The organism is Photobacterium sanguinicancri (assembly GCF_024346675.1).
Classification (GTDB): Bacteria; Pseudomonadota; Gammaproteobacteria; order Enterobacterales; family Vibrionaceae; genus Photobacterium; species Photobacterium sanguinicancri.
On record NZ_AP024850.1, the window covers coordinates 1,893,686 to 1,916,125 of the forward strand.

Below are 22,440 nucleotides of genomic sequence, written 5' to 3' on the forward strand. Positions count from 1 at the left end.
AAAAAAATGAGCGCGTAGTTTACGTGATCTATCTAAAAAATGTAATAAACATTATTTGACGAATTAGCCACATAGTGTTGTTCATGCTCTGCATGACATCAACGATTATCCCCTATCCGGCCTATAAAGTAGCGTACGCCTCATAGTTAGGCTATTTATTAAGCACTCAAGCAACTCATAAGCGACCAAACTGTATTTACTGTGACGTTATCTGATGTGGCTTAAAAGTTAACGATATACCGTGTACTTCGACCGCCAGCATCTGTTTTCTGTAAACAACCCAGTTTAACTAACGCTGCAAGGTGACGAGTTGCAGTCGGACGGCTGACTTTAGCTACTTTGGTATACTGACTGGCATTAATGCCAATATCAAAATCGCCATCTAGCATTCGGTTCATGACCTTCATTTGCTCGGTAGTTAATTGCGTTTGATCTATGCGTCGCCAAAAATTTGTTTTTGCGACTGTTTGTTCTATCTCTGCCAGTACATCACAGAAAGTTTGATTCAAAGTTTCTAAGAACCACGTTAACCAGTCTGTAATATCTAAATCACCCTTTTGGGTAAGCTCTAATATCTCATAATAAGATTTGCGCCTAGCCAGTATACTGACAGACATAGCGTAAAAACGTACTGACTGTTGTTCTGCTTGTGCCAGTGCAAGGTCGGTTAACAATCGCGTGATACGGCCATTACCATCGTCCATTGGGTGAATGGTAACAAACCAAAGATGGGTGATCGCTGCTCGGATTAACGGGTCTAAAGTGACATTGTCACGCGACTGATTAAACCAAGTAATGAATTGTTCAAGTTCTTGTTCTAGCTGATGACGCTCTGGTGCTTCAAAATGAATCACAGGCCTATCGATACGACCAGAGACAACCTGCATGGGCGCATCACCGCGTAGCTTGCCCCCTTCGACTGGGTTAAACATGGTATAGCCTTCAGGGAACAATAAGCGATGCCAATCTAAGATCCGCTCTAGCGTTAATGCGGAATCAAGATTATTGACCGCATCGAGCATTATCTCAGCAAGACCATCACTTTGCTCAGATGTTGGGTAAGGCTTGTCTTCTGTCACGCCCAATTTATTGGCCAATGATGAACGAACAGAAAACGCATTTAATTTCTCACCTTCAATGGCACTCGAATGAATGATGTTCGCCAATAGCGTATCAAGCATGGCTTGTTGTTCATCTTCGCCTTTAGCTGACACCTTCCCCAGCAAAACCCCTTGGTTGAATCGGACATCGCGTAATAGCAAAGCTAACTGAGGCTCACGCCAAGTAAAGTTTGGCCATTGTTCTTGCTGCCATATCCACATACTTTCACCTCGATGATGCAATTAAATCCAACATTCAAATCACATTATGATTCAAATATTCACCACATTCAAATCAAAGTATGATTCAAATAATAACGTATTTGAATCATTACCTGGAAATACAAAAAAGGCAGAACATAAGTTCTGCCTTTCGGAAACAACCAGACTGGTTATTAACGCACAGCGTGAGTCTTAATAGCCCAACCCGCTTGCTGTGGATACAAACGGTTAATCAATGTTTTACGTTTTCTTTTCAGCAAGATATGGCAACCTTCCATAATCAAACCAAAGGCCATCGCAAAATACACATACCCTTTGTTTACATGAATAGCAAAGCCTTCAGCCATTAACAAACCACCAAGCAATACCAAGAATAATAATGCTAATGTTTTAAACCCAGGGTAACGGGTCACACAGTCGTTAATTTTCTCTGCACATAACACCATGACAACAGCAGACGCTAATATCGCGGCGATCATCAAAGGTACTTCATCTGTCATACCTACAGCGGTAATCACTGAATCCATCGAGAACACGGCGTCAACTGCGACTATCTGTAATAAGACTAATGCGATACCAGCGCGAACAGTGCTTGCTGTGTGGCTCTCATCTTGTGTTAACCACATCCACAACTCTTTTAAGCTTTTCGCTAGCAAGAATGCGCCACCTAAAATCATGATCAAGTCACGACCAGTAAAGGCGCTATTCATCACAGTAAATAATGGTGCGGTCAGTGACATAACCCAACTGATAGAGAACACTAAACCTATGCGCGCTAAAACGGCTAAAGCGATACCGAGGTTTCGCGCCAATTTACGCTGGTACGCAGGCAAACGTTCACATAAAACAGAGATAAACACTACATTATCAACGCCTAATACTACCTCTAGGGCAAATAGAGTCGCTAATATGATCAGTGATTCAGGTTGAAGGAAAAGTTCTAGCATGTTGCGTACTCCAAGAAGGTGGAGTAACTAAGGGGTGAGCGACTCGAGGGGTCGTCCATATATGTATTTAACCTTTTGTTAGAATGAGGCTGTATTTATCCATTTACTGATAAATTCAGCAATCTGATAAGTGTAACTATTTGTAACTGCTTAAATGCATAGCGACACACTACTAGCAACCTCTCGCTTTCACCAACTTCAAATTTTTTTGTAATCTGTTAAGTGCGTTTCATATTACACTGAGAAAGTTATCTATAATCATAAGGTAATATGCATTCTTTCAAGGGATTATCATGCCATACAAAGCACACGATTTAGATTATAAAGGTGAAAGCAGCGGCGTTCACAACTGGATGACTCAAGATGGCCACAGTTACTACTGGCACCCTGAGTGGCTACACATTGCTGAAGATCAAACGGGTTTACATGCCAAAGAACAGCTAGATGTTAACGCTGGTGAACATGGCACAAAAACGCAGGCTGTTACTGCGATTTTAAAACACCTAAACGATTGGGTTGTTGATAGCTTAGGTAAGCACCAAGAAATTGAAGATTTAGCGAAGATATCTGAAAACGAGCTAAAGAAATAATGACCCGTCCTGATATGGGTTGACACTTGATTGACTAAAACGCTCGATGTATTTCATCGGGCGTTTTGTATTTTAGAGCTGTGTGAGGCCTATATTCATTATAGATTTTTACTGATTCGGCGACCATTTTCTTTGCTTCATCTAAATCATTCGGCTTATTCAACAGATACTCCATCTTCAGTATTCCGTTGATCCTCTCTGCCAACGCATTCTGATAACAGTCATAGCCATCAGTCATTGAGCAAGATACATCATACTGTCGATGCAACTCTTGGTATTCAACAGAGCAGTACTGAACACCTCGATCTGAGTGATGAACAAGCTCACCTGTATTCTTCCGCTCTTTCAACGCGTTTAAAAAGGCCTGCTTGACCGTGCGAGCTTTCATATCATCACCTATGTGATAGCCCACGATTTTTCTTGAGTAAGCGTCCGTCACTAAACTGAGATAAGTACTACCACGTCGCGTTGCTAGATAAGTAATATCGGCAACCCATAATTGCTCTGGTCTTTCCGGTATTAAGCCTTCTTTGATTCGATTTGGATGGCAGTAAAAGCGATGATTACTGTTTGTGGTTCGATGATAAGCCCTTCGATTTTGCACTAATAATCGATTCATTCTCAACAGAGAGAATAAGCGGTCTCGCCCGATTTCAATATCGTTCTGAGCAAGTAAATACTTGATCTTACGAGTCCCTATACGAGGGTGCATCATCCTTTGATCCTTCACGAAACCGAGTACTGATTCATCTTTCTTTGTTTGATGAATTTCTGCAACACAGCGCTTGTAGAAGGCTTGTCGTGTAATACCTATGAAGTGACAAGCTTTAGTGACGGTCAACTTTCTGACCGTTTTTTCCTTAATAACTCGGCCTTGCGCTTCTTTGAGATTCGGACACCGAAATCTCGATCCATGACTTTTACTACCGCTTCAAAGAACTCAGCTTTGAGCTGAGTCTCTTCCAATTGCTGCTCGAGTTCTTTGATTCGTTGCTCTGGGGTTTGAGTTGAGGAAGGGTTTGACATAGTCGCTCCTAACGCTCTCGATTGTTCTATTCCTTTAGACCAATCTAGTTGACCATGTTTGCGAAGCCAAACTAAAACGGTAGAGCGACCTTGGATCCCATAACGCTCTTGAGCTTGCTTATAAGTCATTTCGCCTTTTTCAACTTGGCTTACGACTGCCAATTTAAAGGCAAGAGAATAATCTCGTTGAGTACGTCTACTTGTTGTTTTCATGACACTCTCCAATTTCATGTTGGAAATGTGTCAACCATATTTAGGACGGTACATAATAAAAAAAGAGAGCTTTCAAAGCTCTCTTTTTTCTATGTGTAATACCAATTTAAACTATTGAATCAATAGTTTACTTGCTGTATTTGCTTGCCGTTGTTTGAACTAGCTGAACAATCACTTTAACCGCTAATTCCATGCCTTCAATCGTAATAAACTCATGAATACCGTGGAAGTTATAACCGCCAGTGAAAATATTCGGGCAAGGTAGACCTTTAAATGACAAACGTGCGCCATCGGTGCCGCCGCGAATCGGTTTAATGTCAGGCTTAACATCACACGCAATCATTGCTTCTTTTGCGTATTCAATGATGTGTGGATGTGGCTCTACCATTTCACGCATGTTGTAGTAGCTATCTGTTAATTGCAGCTCTACGCGGCCTTTTGTTAAACGGCTGTTTAGCTCGTCCACCTTTTGCTGCATGAACGCTTTACGCTGCTTTAATCCTTCACGATCAAAGTCGCGAATAATGTAGCCTAATTCTGTTTTAGCAACTGCAGGTTCCATTGATTTCAAATGGTAAAAACCTTCGTACCCTTCTGTGCACTCTGGCGTTTCTTCTGCTGGCATCATTAACTGGAATTGCGCTGCGATATTCATCGCATTAACCATTTTGCCTTTTGCCGTACCTGGGTGAACGTTAACGCCATGGCAAATTACATCTGCCGAAGTTGCGTTAAAGTTCTCGTACTCTAGTTCACCAATTGGACCGCCATCAATAGTGTAAGCCCATTCAGCATTGAATTTTTCAACGTCAAAAAGGTTTGCGCCACGACCAATTTCTTCATCAGGTGTGAAACCAATGCAAATATCACCATGTGGAATACTTGGGTTCGCTTTCAGATGAGCAATCGCCGTAATGATTTCAGCAACGCCAGCTTTATTGTCCGCACCAAGAAGCGTAGTACCATCTGTTGTGATGATATTGTGACCATGTAACTTATTTAGGTCTGGGTACTGAATAGGAGAAAGCACTTCATCGCCAATGCCTAAAGCGATATCGCCACCTTTGTAATCTTCAACGATCTGTGGCTTAACATCTTTACCAGATGCATCAGGTGCTGTATCCATGTGAGCAATAAAGCCAATTGCTGGCACTGGGAAATCAACATTTGATGGTAAGCGTGCCATTAAGTAACCGTGTTCGTCTAAGGTTACATCGCAAAGCTCTAGCTCTTCTAGTTCACGCTTTAATTGCTCAGCAAGCACTAGTTGGCAAGCCGTACTTGGGCAGTGCGCAACTGAAGGGTTAGATTGAGTTTCAAAGCTAACGTATCGTAAAAAACGCTCAATTAATTTATCCATGTCCCGCTCTTATGTTTCAATATGTATCAGAATTCGAAGTGACCATACTAAAACTTAAGTAAATATGAACATTGAGATGTGTCAGTTTTATATAAAAAAAACCTGCAAAAATTAAACACAGAGCACACTTTAAATAAAAAGTTCTTATTGATTAATGTGTTACACCATATTTGCGCGCATTAAAATTCGCATAAATATGCACCTTTTTAATATTTAGTCCGATATTAGAACGCTATTCCGGTTTTACTGACATTTTGAAGATGTAAAATTACATCATCAGTAGTGACTGTCGGATCGTTAAAAAATCGGAATAACTCATTAAGAGCCGCTTTTTGAATGAGTGGACTCACCGCCATCGAATCAACAATACTCGGCATAACATTACCCGTCTGGATCGCTTGCTGAAGATCTTGTTGTGACTTGACTGCACATTGGTTATAGCCTGTTAACTCGATGTCTTTTCGTGTGGGAATTGAGCCTTTTTTAAGATTAAAGTCATGTAGAAACTGCTTGCTTGATAATATACCCGCAACCTTCAACGCTTCTGTTTCAGAAAGCTGCGCACTATTAAAGAAGGCAAAGCTGTCAATGTTATAAAGAAAGCTCGCAGTCTTGGATGGCGTTGGATAACAAGAAATAGAATCAGGGAACTCCCCTGTTGTTGACATTAACTCACCGGCTACCCAATCACCTGAAATCTGGAACACGCTGTCACCGCGTAGCAATGACTGCGATGCTTGATCCCAGCGTTGCTCTATTAGCTTACCTCCAATAATATTGCTGATCTGACGAAACTTGCTAAGTGCCTCATAGGTTGATGGGCTACTTAGCGCGTCAGCATCGAGTTCAATAAACGCTTTTTGATAAAACGCCTGTCCACCGATACTAAAGGCTATGTTTTCAAATAACTGCCCTACCTGCCAAGGTTCGTTCCCTATGGCTAGTGGCATGACTCCTTTTTGTTTCAGTGCGTTAAATACCGTAATCAATTGTTCCCATGTTTGTGGCACTGTTTGTTGATATTCAGCGAGCTTATTGTGGTTAACCCACATCCAGTTTAAACGGTGAACGGTGACAGGTATCGCGTAATAGTCACCGTTGTATTGCTGAATAGAGCGAACAAATGGGTATAAAGTCTCTTCCCACTGCTGTTCTTTAGCCAGTGAAGTCAGCGGATGTAAAAAACCTAAGGTCGCCCATGCTTTGATCGCAGGGCCTTCTATCTGTGCTAACTCAGGTGGATTGCCAGCAATAGCACGGGCTTGGAGAATTGATTTTGCTGGCGTACCTCCACCTCCCCGTACTGGCACATCTACAACTTTAATCTGGTGCTTTGCTAACTCGGTTTTCACCAAATTTGCCGATTGCACTTCCCCAGTAGATGTCCACCAATGTAAAAAATGCAGCTCTTGTTGGCCTTGTGCAGATGCAGCTAATAATGAACTAGAATACAAGCCTGCGAGTAATATCAGCTTCTTCATATTTTTCTCGGTAATGCTATTTGCACTTCTAAGCCACATTCATGGTGATTACGAATACGTAAATCACCGCCCTGTGAACGCGCAATACTTCTTGAAATTGTTAACCCTAACCCCGACCCAGCCAGATCTTTACGACCAGCACGATAGTACGGCTCAAATGCTTTTTCTATTTGCTGCTGCGTTAAGCCATCACCATAATCACGAATAACAATCAGCACACTTTCTGGTGTTGATTCTGTATCAATATCAACGACTACGTGATCACCGTAACGCACCCCATTATCGATAATGTTTGTAATGCAGCGTTTAAGCGTAACTGGCTTAACAAGGTAATAAACTGATGACTGTGCTTGTATCTCCACTTGTATAATTTCGTGGTTATAGTCTTCAGCGCAGTCAAGCAACAACTGCTTAAGATCGACCTCTATTGGCATCTCGTGTGTATCAGTGTCTTTCATGCAACGTAATGCGCCATGTAACATGGTGTCCATTTCATTGAGTAACTTTTCGAAACGCAGTTTGGCATTCTCATCATCAAGCATTTCTGTTCTGAATTTCAAACACGCGAGTGGTGTTTTTAAATCATGTGAAATCGCACTGAATAACATGTCGCGATCGGCCATGTACGCTTGAATTCGACGGTTCATTTTATTAAAAGCATGAATTGCAGCTTGCGTTTCATTACTACCTTCTTCTTTTAGCTCGGTAATGTGAAATGTTGACCCCATTAAGGTTGCTGATTTTGCGAGTGCTTTTATTGGTCGAAACTCTCGTTGTAGCAATAATGTGGTACAAATCATCAGCAATACTGTCGTGATTGCTAAGAAAAGCAACTGGCGATGGTCAATGAACTGGGTTGTTAGTGCAGAAAAAGAAAGGGGGATCACTGACGCGATATAAAACCACTCTCCTTTTGCCATTTCGATTTGAACAACAACGATGGGTAAATCCAGCTCACTTAATGACAATCCATACTTGCTCCAAATAACAGGCAGCTCAGTGAGCTTTACGCCACTATTAAATAATTTGATGTCTTCTCGTCGAGTGATCGATACCTGAATGTTAGAATGATGCGGTAACGTTTCTTTTAAGGCTACTTCAGTGAAATCGCTGAGCCAAGGTGCAAACGTTAATGAGTCTAAGTTTTCAATATCTAGCAAGGTGTTATTGATGGAAATAAAGAATCGAGTCCCACCGGCTTCTCTGAGTTGATTTAGAATTAAGTGTCGATAATTAATGGGTAAAGATTGAAAGTAAGAAAAAGTATCAGTAATAGAGCTTGATAAACTGGTTAACGTATCCTTCGCGGTTTCTTCTTTATCTAATTTGCTGGCATAGAACCAAATAGCCCCTGCAACTAATTCTGCTACCGTAATAATAACCAGCAATGCGACACTAAATCGAAAGGTAATCGACTTAAAATAAGATGATTTCATTTTAAATTGTCTTATTTTCAATCAAATTAAACATCCTGAATATCGTCAACGGCAAACATATAACCTTTGTTACGTATGCTGACAATAATCGAACGTTCAATATCGTGAAGGTGTTTACGAAGGCGGCTCATTTGCACATCGATACCGCGCTCAAAAGGATCGGCATCTCGCCCCCACAAACACTGAGCAATATCATCACGGCTCAATAACTTATTGGGGTTTTGTAACATCATCAGCAATAAAGAGTAATCGGAGCCTGATAATTTGATGCTATCGCCAGCGATATGATTAAGCTGACGTTTTACTGTGTCAAAAGACCAATCAAGAAAGCGTATTTTACGATTAAGGGGAATATCAGAGGTAAATTGAGTACGGCGTAACAAAGCTTTAATTCTAGCTAGTAGCTCGCGAGGACTGAATGTTTTGGTTATGTAGTCATCTGCGCCAATCTCTAGCCCTGCAATCCGATCGATTTCATCTGTTACTGCGGTCAGCATAATTATAGGCACATGAGACGTTAGCCTAATTTTACCACATAGAGTGAGACCATCATCCCCTGGCAACATAATATCTAAAATGATGAGGTTCATTTCATGTTGATTTAACTGTTTCCACATTTCATCACCGTCCTCAGCGACAAATACACAGAAACCAGCACGAGTAAGATATTCGCTTAAAGCATCTCTAATTTCTTCATTGTCATCGACAACTAATATTGATTTGCTTTCCATTTACTTTCACGACCTCTCACTTTTATATAGAAACATTATATCGACTGCACTTATTGATAGCGAGATATACGCAGCACTGATTTGTAAGCGTTCTATTACAAACGGATAATGATATTTAACCTTCGCTCGAAAATATTTCGTTAATGTAGGTGCTGAATTAAACATATAAGGAATGTACCTATGTTCAGCGCTATTTTTGGTCTGTTACAACGGATTGGTCGGTCACTGATGTTACCTGTGGCCGTATTACCTATTGCGGGTTTATTGCTTGGTATAGGCTCTGCAAATTTCACTTGGTTGCCTGATTTAGTGTCAGAAATTATGGCCATGTCTGGTGATGCTGTATTCAGTAATTTGGCGCTAATTTTCGCGATTGGTGTAGCATTAGGATTAAGCGATAATGACGGTGTCGCCGCTTTGGCCGCAACCGTTGGTTTTGCTATATTGACGGCGACCATGGGCGTCATGGCGAAGCTTCACGGTATCGAAACTGCAATGGTCATTGGTATTCCAACCATTAACACAGGAGTATTTGGCGGTATCGCGATTGGGGCAATCGCATCTGTTATGTATAAGCGTTTCTACAATATTCGGTTACCTGAATACTTAGGTTTCTTTGCGGGAAAACGTTTCGTACCAATAGTAACCGGGCTCAGCGCTATTGGCCTTGGTATTGTCATGAGCTACGTATGGCCCCCAGTTGGTAATTTAATTAACGCATTTTCGCATTGGGCAGCCTACCAAAGCCCGACTCTTGCGTTTGGTATCTATGGCTTTGTTGAACGTTCTCTTATCCCATTTGGTCTTCACCACATTTGGAACGTCCCTTTCTTCTTTGAAGTTGGTGAATATGTAAACCCAGAAACTGGCGCCGTGATAAAAGGTGAAATCCAGCGCTACTTAGCAGGCGACCCAACAGCAGGAAACCTAGCGGGTGGCTATATGTATTCAATGTGGGCACTACCCGCTATTGGTTTGGCTATTTACAAATCAGCACGCAAAGAAAAACGTGCCTTGGTCGGTGGCATCATGGCATCCGCAGCACTGACTTCTTGGCTAACAGGTATCACAGAGCCTATGGAGTTCTCATTCCTGTTTGTTGCACCAGTTCTCTACGTGATCCATTGTATTTTCACAGGGTTAGGTTTCGCCCTTGTCAGTGCACTTGATATTCATCACAGCGTCACGTTTGCACATGGTGCTATCGACTTCCTACTCTATCTTCCACTGTCTAAAAATGCATGGCTATTTATTGTGATTGGGCCACTATGGGCCTTAATGTACTACACCGTTTTTAGCATCTTAATAAGAAAACTGAACCTAATGACGCCCGGGCGTGAAAGTGATAACACAGATATCAGCCAAGTTGCTGAAATAGGTACTGAACTGGCGGAGCAGTTAATTGAATCGTTAGGCGGCAAGGCAAACATCAAAAATGTCGATGCTTGCATTACGCGTTTACGCGTCACACTACATGACATTAAAAAAGCGGATATTGCTAATATTAAAAAGCTGGGGGCGCGTGAAGTATTAGTGATTGGTGATAACTTACAAGCCATCTTTGGTACGCAATCAGATAATATCAAAACAGAAATAAATGAGGTTTTACTAGCAAGCTAACACCGTTAATTAGCTAAACAGATAATATGCGCAGGAAAAACACTTAGAACCACGCATAGATTGCAGTTAGCTAAAAACTAAAAGGGCTTTCAATGAAAGCCCTTTGTGTATGCGCTTATTGTGCTGGAAGCCAAGGCGTGATTTTTGTAGGAACAGTAGGTAACGTTAGCTGTTCATTATCTTGTAGTTGACTCAGTTGAAGGACTAACTTGTTATCTTTGATGGTATAGGCATTGTCTTTATTGGTCACAATGCGTTTATTGGTAACATCAGCAAAGTGAACAACAACCCCTTCCACACTTGGCATGAACCAAGACGAGAACATGCCACCGAGATCCGACATCATGTTATTCATTTGTGGTACTAACTTTGCTATATCATCTTTACCAATAGTTTGATCAAACTGAGTATTGGCAATGACTTGCATCGACATATCGCATGTAATGCCATCATCAATCACAAACGTCACATCAGGATTTGCCTGACGAAGGTTTTTATCTACAGGAACAACAAGTTCATTACTGGCTGGGATCACCAATTCTTCATAATGTTCTTCTTTTTGCATCCAGCCTTTTTTAACGTCACAGACATTGCCTGTCGCTTGATTGACCAAGTACAACGCGATACGAACGTCGTCGTGACCTTCTTTGATATTTTGTTTAAGCTTGCCGTGTAATGCACTGTAGCGTAATTCTATATTTTGCGCAGTTGCGGCTTGAGAAATGAATAGCGTTGATGCGCACATGCCCGCTAATAGCCAATGGCTTACCTTCATCCTTTTACTTGGCTCCATAATATAATTCAGCTCACACAATACCACTCTTACAACGGGTTACTGCGTTTTCCACATAAAAGCGTGATTAGTACCGTGTTATATCCCTTGGATTCAGAGACTAAGCCCACTGTTATCGTGCGTAACAGCTCTCAATAACATATACAATCAGCCTCTGCCCAAGACAGACAACAATAGATATAAAAAAAGCCTCATTAATATAATGAGGCTTCTAATTTATTTGGGGTGTCTTTAAGCGTTAAACACATCACCTTTCGTGCTTGGTGGCGTGGATTCGTCATCGTTGGCGTCATCTTTTTTCGCCACTGATGTTACTTGCAAAGTAATACCAAACAAGTTGCGATAAATAATCCCTTTCACATTAAAGAAGAAAGGAATCGTCCATAATAAGCCAAGGCCAGCTGTCGCGAATGAAATCATAAACATTATCATCACAACGAGGTAAATCGCAGTAATTGGCATTAACTTACGAACCGTGGCCATCAGTGAATATTGAATGGCTTTTAGTGGTGTTGTTCGTTTTTCACAGACTAAGATAATCGCCATGCCAAATGCCATCGACATGAATAAACCAATCAACGGGAAAAGCGTACTACCAATGCCTTGAATCGACGATGTAAGCAACATTGTAATGATCGAAACCAGCGCGAATGGAAACCCCTTCACTAAATGACTAGGCTTAGATGGCAAACCAACCGCATGGTTAAGTGCCATTAAACTCACCCCTACATATAAGGGAGCACTTAGAACATCGGCCCAAAAGTTTGACATGTAACCAGCTTGAATGATCTCTGCTGTCATTTCTTGTCCATTCGTAAATGTATCAAAGAAAACGGCAGGACTACCAAGCTGCACTTGTAGGCCCAGCATTAGCAGAGCAATTTGTGCTAAAAACAATCCGATGATTGCGGGTAAAAACGTCAAAAAGTGACGCGCTGTTATTTTCCATGCTTCTTGGAGCACGCTCACTGCTTGTAAATCAGCCTCCCCTTTTAAGGCTTTGTCTATCGAGCCACCAAGGTGGAAGTTTTTCTTTAATTTATCACTCATAACAGATCACATCTTTCATCAGGGAGCATTATTGTACGCACCCAAAGCGCCTAAAGCACCCAAAGGCCATAAAAAGTTGATTAACTACGTTTGTATTGTTCGATTATTAACCGATAATAACAAGGTTGACGGTTTATGTAACCTGTATTCATTTGTTGTACAAACTGAGTGATAGATAGTGATAATTAGCCATCTTGAAGGTGTAAATATCTGTTACTTATCAGTCACTTTTAAATGGAAACATTTTTCTCATAAATTAACGAAAAAAACGCTTTAAATTGCTGGACTAGGGGTCTATCATGCGCACCCTGAATTTTAGCCTAAATATTAGGGACTTCCCCATAAGTTCCAAGGTGGAGATAACGTAAAATTGAACGCTGCACACACTTCAAAGAAACCCGTGATTCAACTAAAGAATCTATGTAAGAGTTTCGACGGCAAACAAATCATCGCGGACTTAGACCTGAACGTAAACGATGGTGAATTCCTTACCATTCTTGGCCCTTCAGGCTGTGGTAAAACCACGGTACTTCGTTTAATTGCTGGATTTGAGAATGCTGACAATGGTCAGATCATTCTTGCTGATAGTGATGTAACCGCGCTTCCAGCCGAACAACGCCATGTAAATACAGTATTCCAAAGTTATGCGCTTTTCCCACACATGACGGTGTTTGAAAATGTTGCGTTCGGTTTACGTATGCAAAAAGTGGCCGAGAGCGAGATAGAACCAAGAGTGATGGAAGCATTACGTATGGTTCAACTCGACAAGTTTGCACCGCGTAAGCCTCATCAGCTTTCTGGTGGACAACAACAGCGTGTTGCTATCGCCCGTGCAGTCGTGAATAAACCTAAAGTACTTTTGCTTGATGAATCTTTATCAGCACTTGATTACAAACTGCGTAAGCAGATGCAAATTGAATTAAAACAACTTCAACGTAAGTTGGGCATCACATTCATTTTTGTTACCCATGATCAAGAAGAAGCTCTATCAATGTCAGACCGTATTATCGTTATGCGTGATGGTCACATTGAACAAGATGGTTCACCACGTGAAATTTACGAAGAACCGAAAAACTTATTTGTTGCCCGCTTTATTGGTGAAATCAACGTTTTCGATGCCACTGTAATTGAACGTCTTGATGAAAAACGCATTCGAGCAAACGTTGAAGGCCGTGATTCACTCGTTCATTGTGAACTTGATGTTCAATCAGGCGACAAAGTAAAAGTACTGCTTCGCCCTGAAGATATTCGTATCGAAGAGCTGAACAACGGTGACAAAGCCAACGGCATTATTGGTTATGTACGTGAGCGTACTTATAAAGGTATGACACTTGATTCTGTGCTTGAACTTGAATCTGGTAAGTCAGTTATGGTTAGCGAATTCTTCAACGAAGATGATCCTGATGTAGATCACTCACTGGATCAGAAAGTCGCTATTACCTGGGTTGAAAGCTGGGAAGTGGTGTTGGCTGATGAACAAGAAGCTTAATCTCCAAAATATCATCATTACAGTCATCGTTTCATGGCTGTTATTGTTTGTTTTCATCCCGAACTTGATGATTATCGGCACCAGTTTTCTAACTCGTGACGAAGCAAACCTGATCGAGATGACGTTCACGCTGGATAACTATATCCGCTTGTTCGATCCACTTTACGCAAAAGTAATGTGGCATTCGTTCTACATGGCAATCATTGCAACACTGCTGTGCTTGCTTATTGGTTACCCGTTTGCTTATGTGATCGCGAAGATGCCTGAAAAATGGCGTCCATTCATGTTGTTTTTGGTGATTGTACCGTTTTGGACAAACTCGCTAATTCGTACTTACGGTTTGAAGATCATGCTGGGTACCCGTGGGGTATTTAACAACACCCTACTCTACCTCGATATTATTGATAAACCACTGCGTATTATGTACACCGAGTATGCCGTAATGGTTGGCCTAGTATACATTCTGCTGCCTTTCATGGTGTTACCGCTTTACTCTGCGATAGAGAAGCTAGACAACACTTATATTGAAGCAGCACGCGACTTAGGCGCGAGTAAGCTACAAACGTTCATTAGAGTGATTATTCCACTAACCATGCCGGGTGTGATTGCAGGTTGTTTACTTGTCTTACTACCAGCATTAGGCATGTTCTATGTGTCTGACTTGCTTGGTGGCGCGAAAAACTTACTGATTGGTAATGTTATCAAAAGTCAGGTTCTTAACGCACGTGACTGGCCGTTTGGCTCAGCCACAAGTATTGCATTAACTACTGCCATGGCAATTATGCTTTATGCCTACTACCGTGCAGGCAAACTGCTGAACCGTAAAGTGGAGCTGGAATAATGGGACGTTCTGTTAAATTCAGTTTTATGACCTTGGTATACGCATTTTTGTATATGCCAATCATCATCCTGATTGTTAACTCATTTAATGCCAGCAAATTTGGTATGAAATGGGGGGGCTTTACCACTAAATGGTATGAGCAACTAGTCACTAATGACAGCCTAATGCAGGCAGCTTGGCACTCAATCAACATCGCGGTGTTCTCAGCAACAGCCGCAGCATTAATTGGTAGCTTAACGGCAGTCGCTCTTTATCGTTACCAGTTCCGTGGCAAAAAGTTTGTTAACGGCATGCTGTTTATCGTAATGATGTCACCAGACATAGTCATGGCAATCTCATTACTTGCGCTATTTTTGCTGTTAGGTGCAGAACTAGGGTTCCTAACCTTGTTACTAGCCCATATTACATTCTGTCTACCCTTCGTTGTGGTAACAGTATATAGCCGCTTAAATGGTTTTGATGTGAAGATGCTAGAAGCAGCACGTGATTTAGGTGCAAGCGAATGGGTAATTTTGAGCAAGATTATTCTACCGCTAGCAAAACCAGCAATCGCTGGTGGTTGGTTACTGAGCTTCACCCTATCACTTGATGACGTTATTGTGAGTTCATTTGTGACAGGGCCAACTTACGAAATTTTACCATTGAAGATTTACTCTATGGTTAAAGTAGGTATTTCACCTGAAGTTAACGCACTAGCAACCGTGATGTTAATTGTTTCTCTTATACTCGTAGTCTGTTCGCAGCTACTGGCAAGAGAGAAAGTAAAGTAATTCGTCTATTCTAAGGCAACCGCTTTAAATTTGGCATTCGCCAAGAAAATGCAAGTGGCTTCATAATTCGTTATGAGCCACTTGTTTTTTATTAACACCTCATTGAGGTTTTGGAGTTGATACAAACATGAAAAAATTGTCCGCTTTTCTAGCCGGCACTGCGTGTGCTGCTGCTTTGTTCTCTAACACGGCAACAGCTGCAGATAAGGAACTTGTCTTTATGAACTGGGGGCCGTACATTTCTACTGAGCTCCGCGAGCAGTTCACAAAAGAAACAGGCATTAAAGTGATTTATTCGACTTACGAGTCGAATGAGACAATGTACGCTAAATTACGTGCCCATCCACAAGGTTACGATTTAGTTGTACCATCAACTTACTTCGTTGCAAAAATGCGCGACGAAGGCATGCTACAGAAGATCGATAAATCGAAGTTATCTAACTTCCAAGAACTCGATAAAAACTACTTAGATAAACCTTTTGATCCAAACAACGACTACTCTATTCCGCACGTTATCGCGATGACTGGTTTAGCGGTAAACACAGATATGTACGATCCAGAAGATTTTGATAGCTGGGCAGATCTGTGGAATCCAGAACTAAAAGGTCAACTAATGCTGATGGATGATACGCGTGAAGTATTCCACATCGCATTACGTAAGCTTGGCTATTCAGGTAACACTACCGATCCTAAACAAATCGACGAAGCGAAAAAAGAGCTAGAAAAACTAATGCCAAACGTATTGGTTTTCAACTCGGATAACCCAGCAGCACCTTACCTTGCTGGTGAAGTTGGTTTGGGTATGCTTTGGAACGGTTCTGCGGCAGCAGCACAAAAAGAAGGTTTACCAATCAAGTTAATCTGGCCAAAAGAAGGCGGTATCTTCTGGGTTGATAGCCTAGCAATTGCGAAAAACGCGAAAAACGTTGAAGCAGCGCATAAGATGATCGACTTCCTACTACGTCCAGATGTAGCAGCTAAAATCTCAGAAGAAACGGGTTACTTAACCGCGGTAGAGAAATCTAACGCTAAATATAAAAATGATCCTACCCTATTCCCACCTCAAGCAGATCTTGACCGTGGTGAGTGGCAGGATTCTGTTGGCGATATGAACATTCGCTACGAAAACTACTTCTTAGAGCTTAAAGCGGGTCAATAAGCCGCCTTAGCGCTCCAGCAACAAAAGGCTTCCAAATATGGAAGCCTTTTTTGTATCTATTACATTTATATCATACTGTTTTATGTGATTAATCACCTTTTTATCATTACCCTCTGCTATAATTCGCCCGCTTTTCCCTTATCACGTTATTACGTATTTTATCTACACTAAGGAGAGACGGTTTCGCCGTCCGAGAACACCTAAAACTATATAAGTTGGAGTTATATCAATGAAAAAATGGTCTTCCCTCGTCGCAGGTGGCGTATGTGCTATGGCTATGATGGCAAACACTGCTGTTGCTGCTGACGAAGAGCTTTACTTCTATAATTGGTCTGAATACATTCCAAGTGAAGTACTTGAGCAATTCACCAAAGAAACTGGTATCAAAGTTATTTATTCGACTTATGAGTCGAATGAAACTATGTATGCCAAATTAAAAACTCATGGTGAAGGCTATGACCTAGTCGTTCCTTCAACTTATTACGTATCTAAGATGCGTGAAGAAGGCATGCTACAAAAAATCGATCGCAGTAAACTGCCTCACTTTAAAGACTTAGATCCTAACTTCCTGAACAAACCTTTCGATCCAAGTAACGACTACTCTATTCCCTACATTTGGGGTGCGACCGGTATCGGTGTGAACTCTGAAATGATGGATAAAGCTGAAATAAAAGGTTGGGCTGATTTCTGGGATTCTAAGTGGGAAGGCCAGCTAATGATGATGGATGACGCACGTGAGTTTTTCCACATCGCGCTACGCAAGCTTGGTTACTCTGCCAACACACAAGATCCAGCAGAAATTAAAGCGGCTTACGAAGAATTGAAAAAGCTAATGCCAAACGTATTAGTTTTCAACTCTGACTACCCTGCTAACCCTTACATGGCGGGTGAAACATCGTTAGGTATGCTTTGGAACGGTTCTGCTTACATGGCACGCCAAGAAGGTGCTGAGATTGACATTGTATGGCCAAAAGAAGGCGCAATCTTCTGGATGGATAGCCTAGCAATTCCAGAAAAAGCGAAACATACAGAAGCGGCTCATAAGATGATCGACTTCTTACTTCGCCCAGAAAATGCCGCAAAAGTAGCGCTTGAGATTGGCTACCCGACACCCGTTGCGACAGCAAAAGGCAAGCTTCCAGCAGACTTTGTTAATGACCCAAGCATCTACCCACCTCAAGAAGTGATGGACGCTGGTGAATGGCAAAACAGCGTTGGTTCAGCAAATACGCTTTACGAAGAATACTACCAAAAGCTAAAAGCAGGTCAGTAATTTAACGTATTGTTGAATATATAAAAAACAGCCGAATAGCTTGTTTTTTTGCACAGAGGTCCCTCATTTCTAATGAGGGACTTTTTTAAATTACCACCATTAGCGATTCAAACAAGAACCTGATACTAATTCTGGTTAAATAGCATCTGACTTAGCCAAATCCATTGTAAAGTCACCTATCGCTTTATTCGTAATTACTCATATCATCTGAAGATATTGCTATTACGGGCTTTAACAGCACTCTGGCGATATTCACCAATACCTCGAACAACACATATAATCCGATTCTATTTTACTTACAGGCCATGATTTCAAGTTCAACCCACTGTAAAGTAAGATAACCACTTCGCGATAGAGAATAATCATAATGCAGCGTCCAACCCCGATAGAGGTTCTAAAATCAGTCTTTGGTTACGATAGTTTCCGTCATCAACAACAAACCATTATCGAGACCTTGGTTGAGGGTGGTGATGTACTGACCTTGATGCCAACAGGCGGAGGAAAATCGCTCTGTTATCAGATCCCTGCTATTGTTCGTCCTGGGGTTGGCGTAGTGGTTTCACCTTTGATTGCCTTGATGAAAGATCAGGTAGATGCGCTGCACCAAGTTGGCGTTGCTGCGGCATACTTGAATTCTACGTTGACCAGTTATGAGCAACGTGAAATTGAAGACTTAATCAGACGTGAAGAGATACAACTTTTGTATATTGCACCAGAACGTTTGATGATGGAGTCTACCCTATCCTTGTTGTCTCAGTGCCAAATTTCACTATTTGCCATCGATGAAGCACACTGTGTAAGCCAATGGGGACACGATTTTAGGCCTGAGTATCAGCAGCTTTCTGTCTTGCATCAACGTTTCCCAAATGTACCGAGAATCGCTCTAACCGCCACGGCCGATCAGCGTACCAAACAAGAAATTATCAGTCAGTTAGGCTTGGATGCAGCGCAAGTCTTTGTGCACAGCTTTGATCGACCGAACATCCGCTATCACGTAAATGAACCCACTAATGCCAAAAATGATTTGTGGTCGTTCATCTCAGCACATCACGCCAACGACGCTGGTGTGGTGTATTGTTTGTCGCGAAAAAAAGTGGAAGAAACTGCACAGTGGTTAGTGAGTAAAGGACGAGTCGCTCTCGCATATCACGCAGGTATGCCAGTTGAATTACGTAATGAACACCAACAACGTTTCTTGCGAGAACAAGGCATTATTATCGTTGCGACAGTGGCCTTTGGTATGGGAATAGACAAACCTGACGTACGGTTTGTTGCTCATCTTAGCCTGCCTAAAAGCATGGAATCCTACTATCAAGAAACAGGGCGTGCAGGTCGAGATGGCGATCCCGCTAACGCATGGATGGCTTACGGCATGCAAGATATGGTTATGCAGCGCCAAATGGTAGAAAACTCTGAAGGAAACGACGCCTACAAGCAGGTACAGATTCAAAAGCTCAATGCATTGTTAGGTTATTGTGAGCTAGTCACTTGTCGCCGTCAGACCATTCTGGCGTATTTTGATGAGGCGTTATCTACACCTTGTGGGAACTGCGATAACTGCCTAACACCCCCTAAAACATGGGATGGGACGCAAGCTGCACGAAAAGCACTTTCGACGGTTTATCGTTGCGACCAACGTTTTGGTGTGACGTATCTCGTCAATGTATTACTGGGTAAAAGTGATGAACGGATGGTTCGATTTGGTCATGATAAAGTCTCCACATTTGGTATCGGCACGGAGCTTAATGCCAATCAATGGAAGGGGGTTTTCCGCCAATTGATAGCTGGCAATTTTTTGCGCGTAGAAGGAGACTACAACAGTTTGAAATTGACACCACAGTGCCGCCCTATTCTCAAAGGAGAACAGAACGTAAAACTGCGCGAGCTACGTAATAGCAAGCCAAAGAGAGAGTCAAAATCGAGCCAAACTATCGACCTCTCTGCCGCGGATACCGCGCAGTTTGAAGCACTTAAAGACGTTCGTTCAAGCCTAGCAAGAGCGCAGAATGTTCCTGCTTATATTATTTGCCATGACGCCAGCTTAAAAGCCATCGCAAAAAATCGCCCACAGACACTAGAGCAGCTGAGTCAAATCTCTGGCTTTGGTGAAAGTAAAATCAGTAAATATGGTGAGCAGTTACTGGCAATAGTAAACTCAAATTCGCTTAGCTAACATTCTGATAAAAAGCGTGGTGCCATTCAATCTTCAAGAAGCTCAGCCACAAATTTAGGCACTAACTCAGAAGCAGGCCCATAGCGTTTTTCAGCAAACTCGCTTTCAACATCGCTTGGCTCTAGGTTTAATTCAACTGTGTGTGCTCCATGCATTGCCGCTTCGTGAACAAAGCCTGCGGCAGGATAAACAGCCCCAGAGGTACCAATCGAGATAAACAAATCAGCTTCGAGTAGTGCCTCGTGGATAGCGCCCATACCAATTGGCATCTCACCAAACCAAACCACATTTGGACGCATAGGCGCAGGAATTTGGCAACAGTGGCAGTGATCATCCAAAGTGATGTTCCCTGTCCATTCGATAGACTGCCCTGTTTGACTACACTGCGCTTTTAACAGCTCACCATGCATGTGAATAATGTTTTTACTTCCTGCGGCTTCGTGCAAGTTATCAATGTTCTGGGTGACAATAGTCACCTTACCATCAAGCTTAGCTTCAAGTTCCGCTAATGCGAGATGGGCTGCATTTGGTGAAACCGTTCCACCTTCTAACTGCTGACGTCGTAAATTATAAAAGTTTTGAACCATTACAGGGTCACGTTTATACCCTTCTGGCGTGGCAACATCTTCTATACGGTGGCTCTCCCATAGGCCATCTTGGTCGCGGAAAGTTCGGATTCCACTCTCAGCTGAAATTCCAGCACCTGTTAGTACAACGATATTTTGATAGGGAAAAAGCATACAGATATCCTTACTCAGCCATGTATTACTTAGTTATACCACTCTTTCAGTGGGGGTATAACCAATTCGTATTAGACAATAGTCTAACAAATCAGGGAGTTGTGATATATCGCGGTAAATAGATTAAATTAAGACGAATAATATAAAGTTATAGTGCACTAGCTGTGTTCTATCCTAAGGGTAAGAGTGATTTATCACCAGATGTACGACCATGACATCAAAGTGGTAAATCACAGAATTATGGATTTACTGAATGTAATCAAACAAGATGTTATTCAATAGAAACCAGTTTATATGGGTTATCGACCTCACCAAGCTCAACAGGACCGACACCTTTGCAGTAAGTTCTTAGTTGGTCCTTCGGCGACCATGACGCTTCAAACTGAGCAACAAAACAATCCTTTACCGTATCACCATCACCATACTTATAATCCGACTTTACATACGGCGTAATTTTATAGAGCTCATTAACCTCAGCCTTATCACCAGGCGTTGAGTCCTTACACGTTGTATCTAGTACCGTAGTGGTAAGCATATCGATACGTGACACGCTTTCGCCTAACATAATTGGGGAATAGCCACTCGTTAAACTAAACTCATAGCGAGAGTTTTCTGAGCACTTTTCATTTGTTTTACTAACGAGCACTGAATCAGCCGTGCGTTCACTCCACGTTTGAGAGAAAGTCACACGCCCTTCTTTAGTCGTTTCTTCTTTTACATATTCACCATTCTCGTACACCATGACTAGCTTTTCGATAGCACCATCCCACGCAGTACGCTGAAGTGTGATTATAGCGTTACCCTTTGGCTGATAGTCCGCCATATCGATAAGATTTGGATGCGGTTTGGGTGCTGGTTGAACCAAATTCCCTTTGCTATCGATAACGGTTTTACCATTCACTTTAATATCACCATGAACATCAAGTGACGCTGCTGTTGCACCTGCTGAAAGTGAGGTTGTAATGGCAAGAGCTAAAAATGACAACATAGACCTTTTCATTTAAAAATCCTTATTTAATGACGAGATTGCCTTTAACGGTTAAATCTTTATTAATTACAAGGGTATTATTATTACTTGGCAGAGTAACCGTGACAGTTTGATTGGCGTCTACAACGCCTTTGGAAAGTACTTCTTGATTAAACTCATCAACCGAGGAAATAGCCATATCGCCAGTTGTGGGTTTAGGTGGCGTGTTATCGCCATCGCTATCCGATGAACCATTACAAGCCGCCAGAAATACAGTCAACGTACATATCGAAAGTATCCTGAACTTTTTCAATTGCGCCTCCTGACTTATATATCAGGCTTTATTTTATCGCCGCTCACATTCACAATTCTCATAAACAACAATCATTTGCGAGTCAAATCTCGCTTTTACCGTACGCCAATGACAGCAATCTCATTTTACTTTTGATAGTTTTATAT

General features: G+C 41.8%; 20 protein-coding genes. 8 read left to right on the forward strand and 12 right to left on the reverse strand.

What is annotated here, in order from left to right; genetic code table 11:
* Positions 1-221 precede the first annotated feature (221 nt).
* Together OCU87_RS09150 and OCU87_RS09155 are read right to left on the reverse strand one after the other, a co-directional pair.
* On the reverse strand, positions 222-1,322 hold the full coding sequence (locus OCU87_RS09150; RefSeq protein ID WP_062690663.1) for a Fic family protein: 1,101 nt from the start codon (positions 1,320-1,322) through the stop codon (positions 222-224).
* 173 nt (positions 1,323-1,495) lie between these two features.
* The gene (locus OCU87_RS09155; RefSeq protein WP_062690662.1) at positions 1,496-2,269 is read right to left on the reverse strand and encodes a TerC family protein; all 774 of its coding nucleotides are present in this window, start codon (positions 2,267-2,269) and stop codon (positions 1,496-1,498) included.
* A 290-nt stretch (positions 2,270-2,559) separates the two neighbouring features.
* Here OCU87_RS09155 and OCU87_RS09160 point away from each other — a divergent pair, with 290 nt between their 5' ends.
* Entirely contained in the window at positions 2,560-2,859 is a 300-nt protein-coding gene (locus tag OCU87_RS09160) for a hypothetical protein (RefSeq protein ID WP_390960812.1), read from the forward strand.
* Positions 2,860-2,893: 34 nt separating this feature from the next.
* On the opposite strand, the gene OCU87_RS09165 is transcribed toward OCU87_RS09160, so the two are convergent.
* From OCU87_RS09165 to OCU87_RS09185, 5 genes are all read right to left on the reverse strand, one after another.
* Positions 2,894-4,098 (reverse strand): IS3 family transposase gene (locus OCU87_RS09165; RefSeq protein ID WP_261856952.1). Its coding sequence is split into 2 segments (ribosomal slippage): positions 2,894-3,711 and positions 3,711-4,098, totalling 1,206 coding nucleotides; the frame shifts between segments, so codons are not numbered across the junction.
* 127 nt (positions 4,099-4,225) lie between these two features.
* Positions 4,226-5,458, reverse strand: coding sequence for a peptidase T (pepT, locus tag OCU87_RS09170; RefSeq protein ID WP_261856953.1), 1,233 nt, complete (start codon positions 5,456-5,458; stop codon positions 4,226-4,228).
* Between the two features lie 224 nt (positions 5,459-5,682).
* Positions 5,683-6,939 carry an ABC transporter substrate-binding protein gene (locus tag OCU87_RS09175; RefSeq protein WP_261856954.1) on the reverse strand — a complete coding sequence of 419 codons (1,257 nt, stop codon included), beginning with the start codon at positions 6,937-6,939 and terminating at the stop codon, positions 5,683-5,685.
* Complete coding sequence (locus OCU87_RS09180) at positions 6,936-8,375, reverse strand: ATP-binding protein (protein WP_261856955.1); 1,440 nt, start codon at positions 8,373-8,375, stop codon at positions 6,936-6,938. The genes OCU87_RS09175 and OCU87_RS09180 overlap by 4 nt, the downstream gene beginning before the upstream one ends.
* 26 nt (positions 8,376-8,401) lie before the next feature.
* Complete coding sequence (locus tag OCU87_RS09185; protein ID WP_094956798.1) at positions 8,402-9,106, reverse strand: response regulator; 705 nt, start codon at positions 9,104-9,106, stop codon at positions 8,402-8,404.
* Positions 9,107-9,286: 180 nt separating this feature from the next.
* Between OCU87_RS09185 and ptsG the strand changes: the two genes are divergently transcribed.
* Positions 9,287-10,726, forward strand: coding sequence for a glucose-specific PTS transporter subunit IIBC (gene ptsG, locus OCU87_RS09190; RefSeq protein WP_261856956.1), 1,440 nt, complete (start codon positions 9,287-9,289; stop codon positions 10,724-10,726).
* 115 nt (positions 10,727-10,841) lie between these two features.
* Here ptsG and OCU87_RS09195 read toward each other — a convergent pair whose 3' ends face one another.
* Both OCU87_RS09195 and OCU87_RS09200 read right to left on the reverse strand, forming a co-directional pair.
* Entirely contained in the window at positions 10,842-11,501 is a 660-nt protein-coding gene (locus OCU87_RS09195) for a DUF2987 domain-containing protein (RefSeq protein ID WP_062690657.1), read from the reverse strand.
* A 249-nt stretch (positions 11,502-11,750) separates the two neighbouring features.
* Positions 11,751-12,569, reverse strand: coding sequence for a hypothetical protein (locus OCU87_RS09200; RefSeq protein WP_062690656.1), 819 nt, complete (start codon positions 12,567-12,569; stop codon positions 11,751-11,753).
* A 370-nt stretch (positions 12,570-12,939) separates the two neighbouring features.
* Between OCU87_RS09200 and potA the strand changes: the two genes are divergently transcribed.
* The 6 genes from potA to recQ all read left to right on the forward strand — a co-directional run bounded on the left by potA (position 12,940) and on the right by recQ (position 20,274).
* Positions 12,940-14,058 carry a spermidine/putrescine ABC transporter ATP-binding protein PotA gene (gene potA, locus OCU87_RS09205; RefSeq protein WP_094956800.1) on the forward strand — a complete coding sequence of 373 codons (1,119 nt, stop codon included), beginning with the start codon at positions 12,940-12,942 and terminating at the stop codon, positions 14,056-14,058.
* The gene (gene potB, locus OCU87_RS09210; protein ID WP_062690654.1) at positions 14,042-14,899 is read left to right on the forward strand and encodes a spermidine/putrescine ABC transporter permease PotB; all 858 of its coding nucleotides are present in this window, start codon (positions 14,042-14,044) and stop codon (positions 14,897-14,899) included. The genes potA and potB overlap by 17 nt, the downstream gene beginning before the upstream one ends.
* Positions 14,899-15,669 carry a spermidine/putrescine ABC transporter permease PotC gene (potC, locus tag OCU87_RS09215; protein ID WP_094956801.1) on the forward strand — a complete coding sequence of 257 codons (771 nt, stop codon included), beginning with the start codon at positions 14,899-14,901 and terminating at the stop codon, positions 15,667-15,669. Before potB ends, potC begins: the two co-directional genes overlap by 1 nt.
* A 127-nt stretch (positions 15,670-15,796) precedes the next feature.
* The gene (locus tag OCU87_RS09220; RefSeq protein ID WP_062690653.1) at positions 15,797-16,828 is read left to right on the forward strand and encodes an extracellular solute-binding protein; all 1,032 of its coding nucleotides are present in this window, start codon (positions 15,797-15,799) and stop codon (positions 16,826-16,828) included.
* Positions 16,829-17,057: 229 nt separating this feature from the next.
* A complete protein-coding gene (locus tag OCU87_RS09225; RefSeq protein ID WP_062690652.1) occupies positions 17,058-18,101 on the forward strand; it encodes an extracellular solute-binding protein in 1,044 nt (347 codons plus the stop codon).
* A 367-nt stretch (positions 18,102-18,468) separates the two neighbouring features.
* A complete protein-coding gene (gene recQ / locus OCU87_RS09230; RefSeq protein ID WP_261856957.1) occupies positions 18,469-20,274 on the forward strand; it encodes a DNA helicase RecQ in 1,806 nt (601 codons plus the stop codon).
* Positions 20,275-20,300: 26 nt separating this feature from the next.
* Here recQ and cobB read toward each other — a convergent pair whose 3' ends face one another.
* The 3 genes from cobB to OCU87_RS09245 all read right to left on the reverse strand — a co-directional run bounded on the left by cobB (position 20,301) and on the right by OCU87_RS09245 (position 22,294).
* Positions 20,301-21,014 (reverse strand): Sir2 family NAD+-dependent deacetylase, encoded by a 714-nt coding sequence (gene cobB / locus OCU87_RS09235; protein ID WP_062690651.1) that lies wholly within the window; start codon positions 21,012-21,014, stop codon positions 20,301-20,303.
* 271 nt (positions 21,015-21,285) lie between these two features.
* Positions 21,286-22,014 carry a hypothetical protein gene (locus tag OCU87_RS09240; RefSeq protein ID WP_261856958.1) on the reverse strand — a complete coding sequence of 243 codons (729 nt, stop codon included), beginning with the start codon at positions 22,012-22,014 and terminating at the stop codon, positions 21,286-21,288.
* Between the two features lie 10 nt (positions 22,015-22,024).
* Positions 22,025-22,294 carry a hypothetical protein gene (locus OCU87_RS09245; protein ID WP_261856959.1) on the reverse strand — a complete coding sequence of 90 codons (270 nt, stop codon included), beginning with the start codon at positions 22,292-22,294 and terminating at the stop codon, positions 22,025-22,027.
* Between the last annotated feature and the right edge of the window lie 146 nt (positions 22,295-22,440).

Excerpts from the sequence above, each read along its gene's own strand:
- OCU87_RS09240 (WP_261856958.1), bottom strand. The coding sequence starts at position 22,014 with ATGAAAAGGTCTATGTTGTCATTTTTAGCTCTTGCCATTACAACCTCA.
- OCU87_RS09220 (WP_062690653.1), top strand. The coding sequence starts at position 15,797 with ATGAAAAAATTGTCCGCTTTTCTAGCCGGCACTGCGTGTGCTGCTGCT.
- OCU87_RS09225 (WP_062690652.1), top strand. The coding sequence starts at position 17,058 with ATGAAAAAATGGTCTTCCCTCGTCGCAGGTGGCGTATGTGCTATGGCT.
- OCU87_RS09175 (WP_261856954.1), bottom strand. The coding sequence starts at position 6,939 with ATGAAGAAGCTGATATTACTCGCAGGCTTGTATTCTAGTTCATTATTA.
- OCU87_RS09180 (WP_261856955.1), bottom strand. The coding sequence starts at position 8,375 with ATGAAATCATCTTATTTTAAGTCGATTACCTTTCGATTTAGTGTCGCA.
- potC (WP_094956801.1), top strand. The coding sequence starts at position 14,899 with ATGGGACGTTCTGTTAAATTCAGTTTTATGACCTTGGTATACGCATTT.
- ptsG (WP_261856956.1), top strand. The coding sequence starts at position 9,287 with ATGTTCAGCGCTATTTTTGGTCTGTTACAACGGATTGGTCGGTCACTG.
- pepT (WP_261856953.1), bottom strand. The coding sequence starts at position 5,458 with ATGGATAAATTAATTGAGCGTTTTTTACGATACGTTAGCTTTGAAACT.
- OCU87_RS09195 (WP_062690657.1), bottom strand. The coding sequence starts at position 11,501 with ATGAAGGTAAGCCATTGGCTATTAGCGGGCATGTGCGCATCAACGCTA.
- OCU87_RS09200 (WP_062690656.1), bottom strand. The coding sequence starts at position 12,569 with ATGAGTGATAAATTAAAGAAAAACTTCCACCTTGGTGGCTCGATAGAC.
- recQ (WP_261856957.1), top strand. The coding sequence starts at position 18,469 with ATGCAGCGTCCAACCCCGATAGAGGTTCTAAAATCAGTCTTTGGTTAC.
- OCU87_RS09155 (WP_062690662.1), bottom strand. The coding sequence starts at position 2,269 with ATGCTAGAACTTTTCCTTCAACCTGAATCACTGATCATATTAGCGACT.
- OCU87_RS09150 (WP_062690663.1), bottom strand. The coding sequence starts at position 1,322 with ATGTGGATATGGCAGCAAGAACAATGGCCAAACTTTACTTGGCGTGAG.
- cobB (WP_062690651.1), bottom strand. The coding sequence starts at position 21,014 with ATGCTTTTTCCCTATCAAAATATCGTTGTACTAACAGGTGCTGGAATT.
- OCU87_RS09185 (WP_094956798.1), bottom strand. The coding sequence starts at position 9,106 with ATGGAAAGCAAATCAATATTAGTTGTCGATGACAATGAAGAAATTAGA.
- potB (WP_062690654.1), top strand. The coding sequence starts at position 14,042 with ATGAACAAGAAGCTTAATCTCCAAAATATCATCATTACAGTCATCGTT.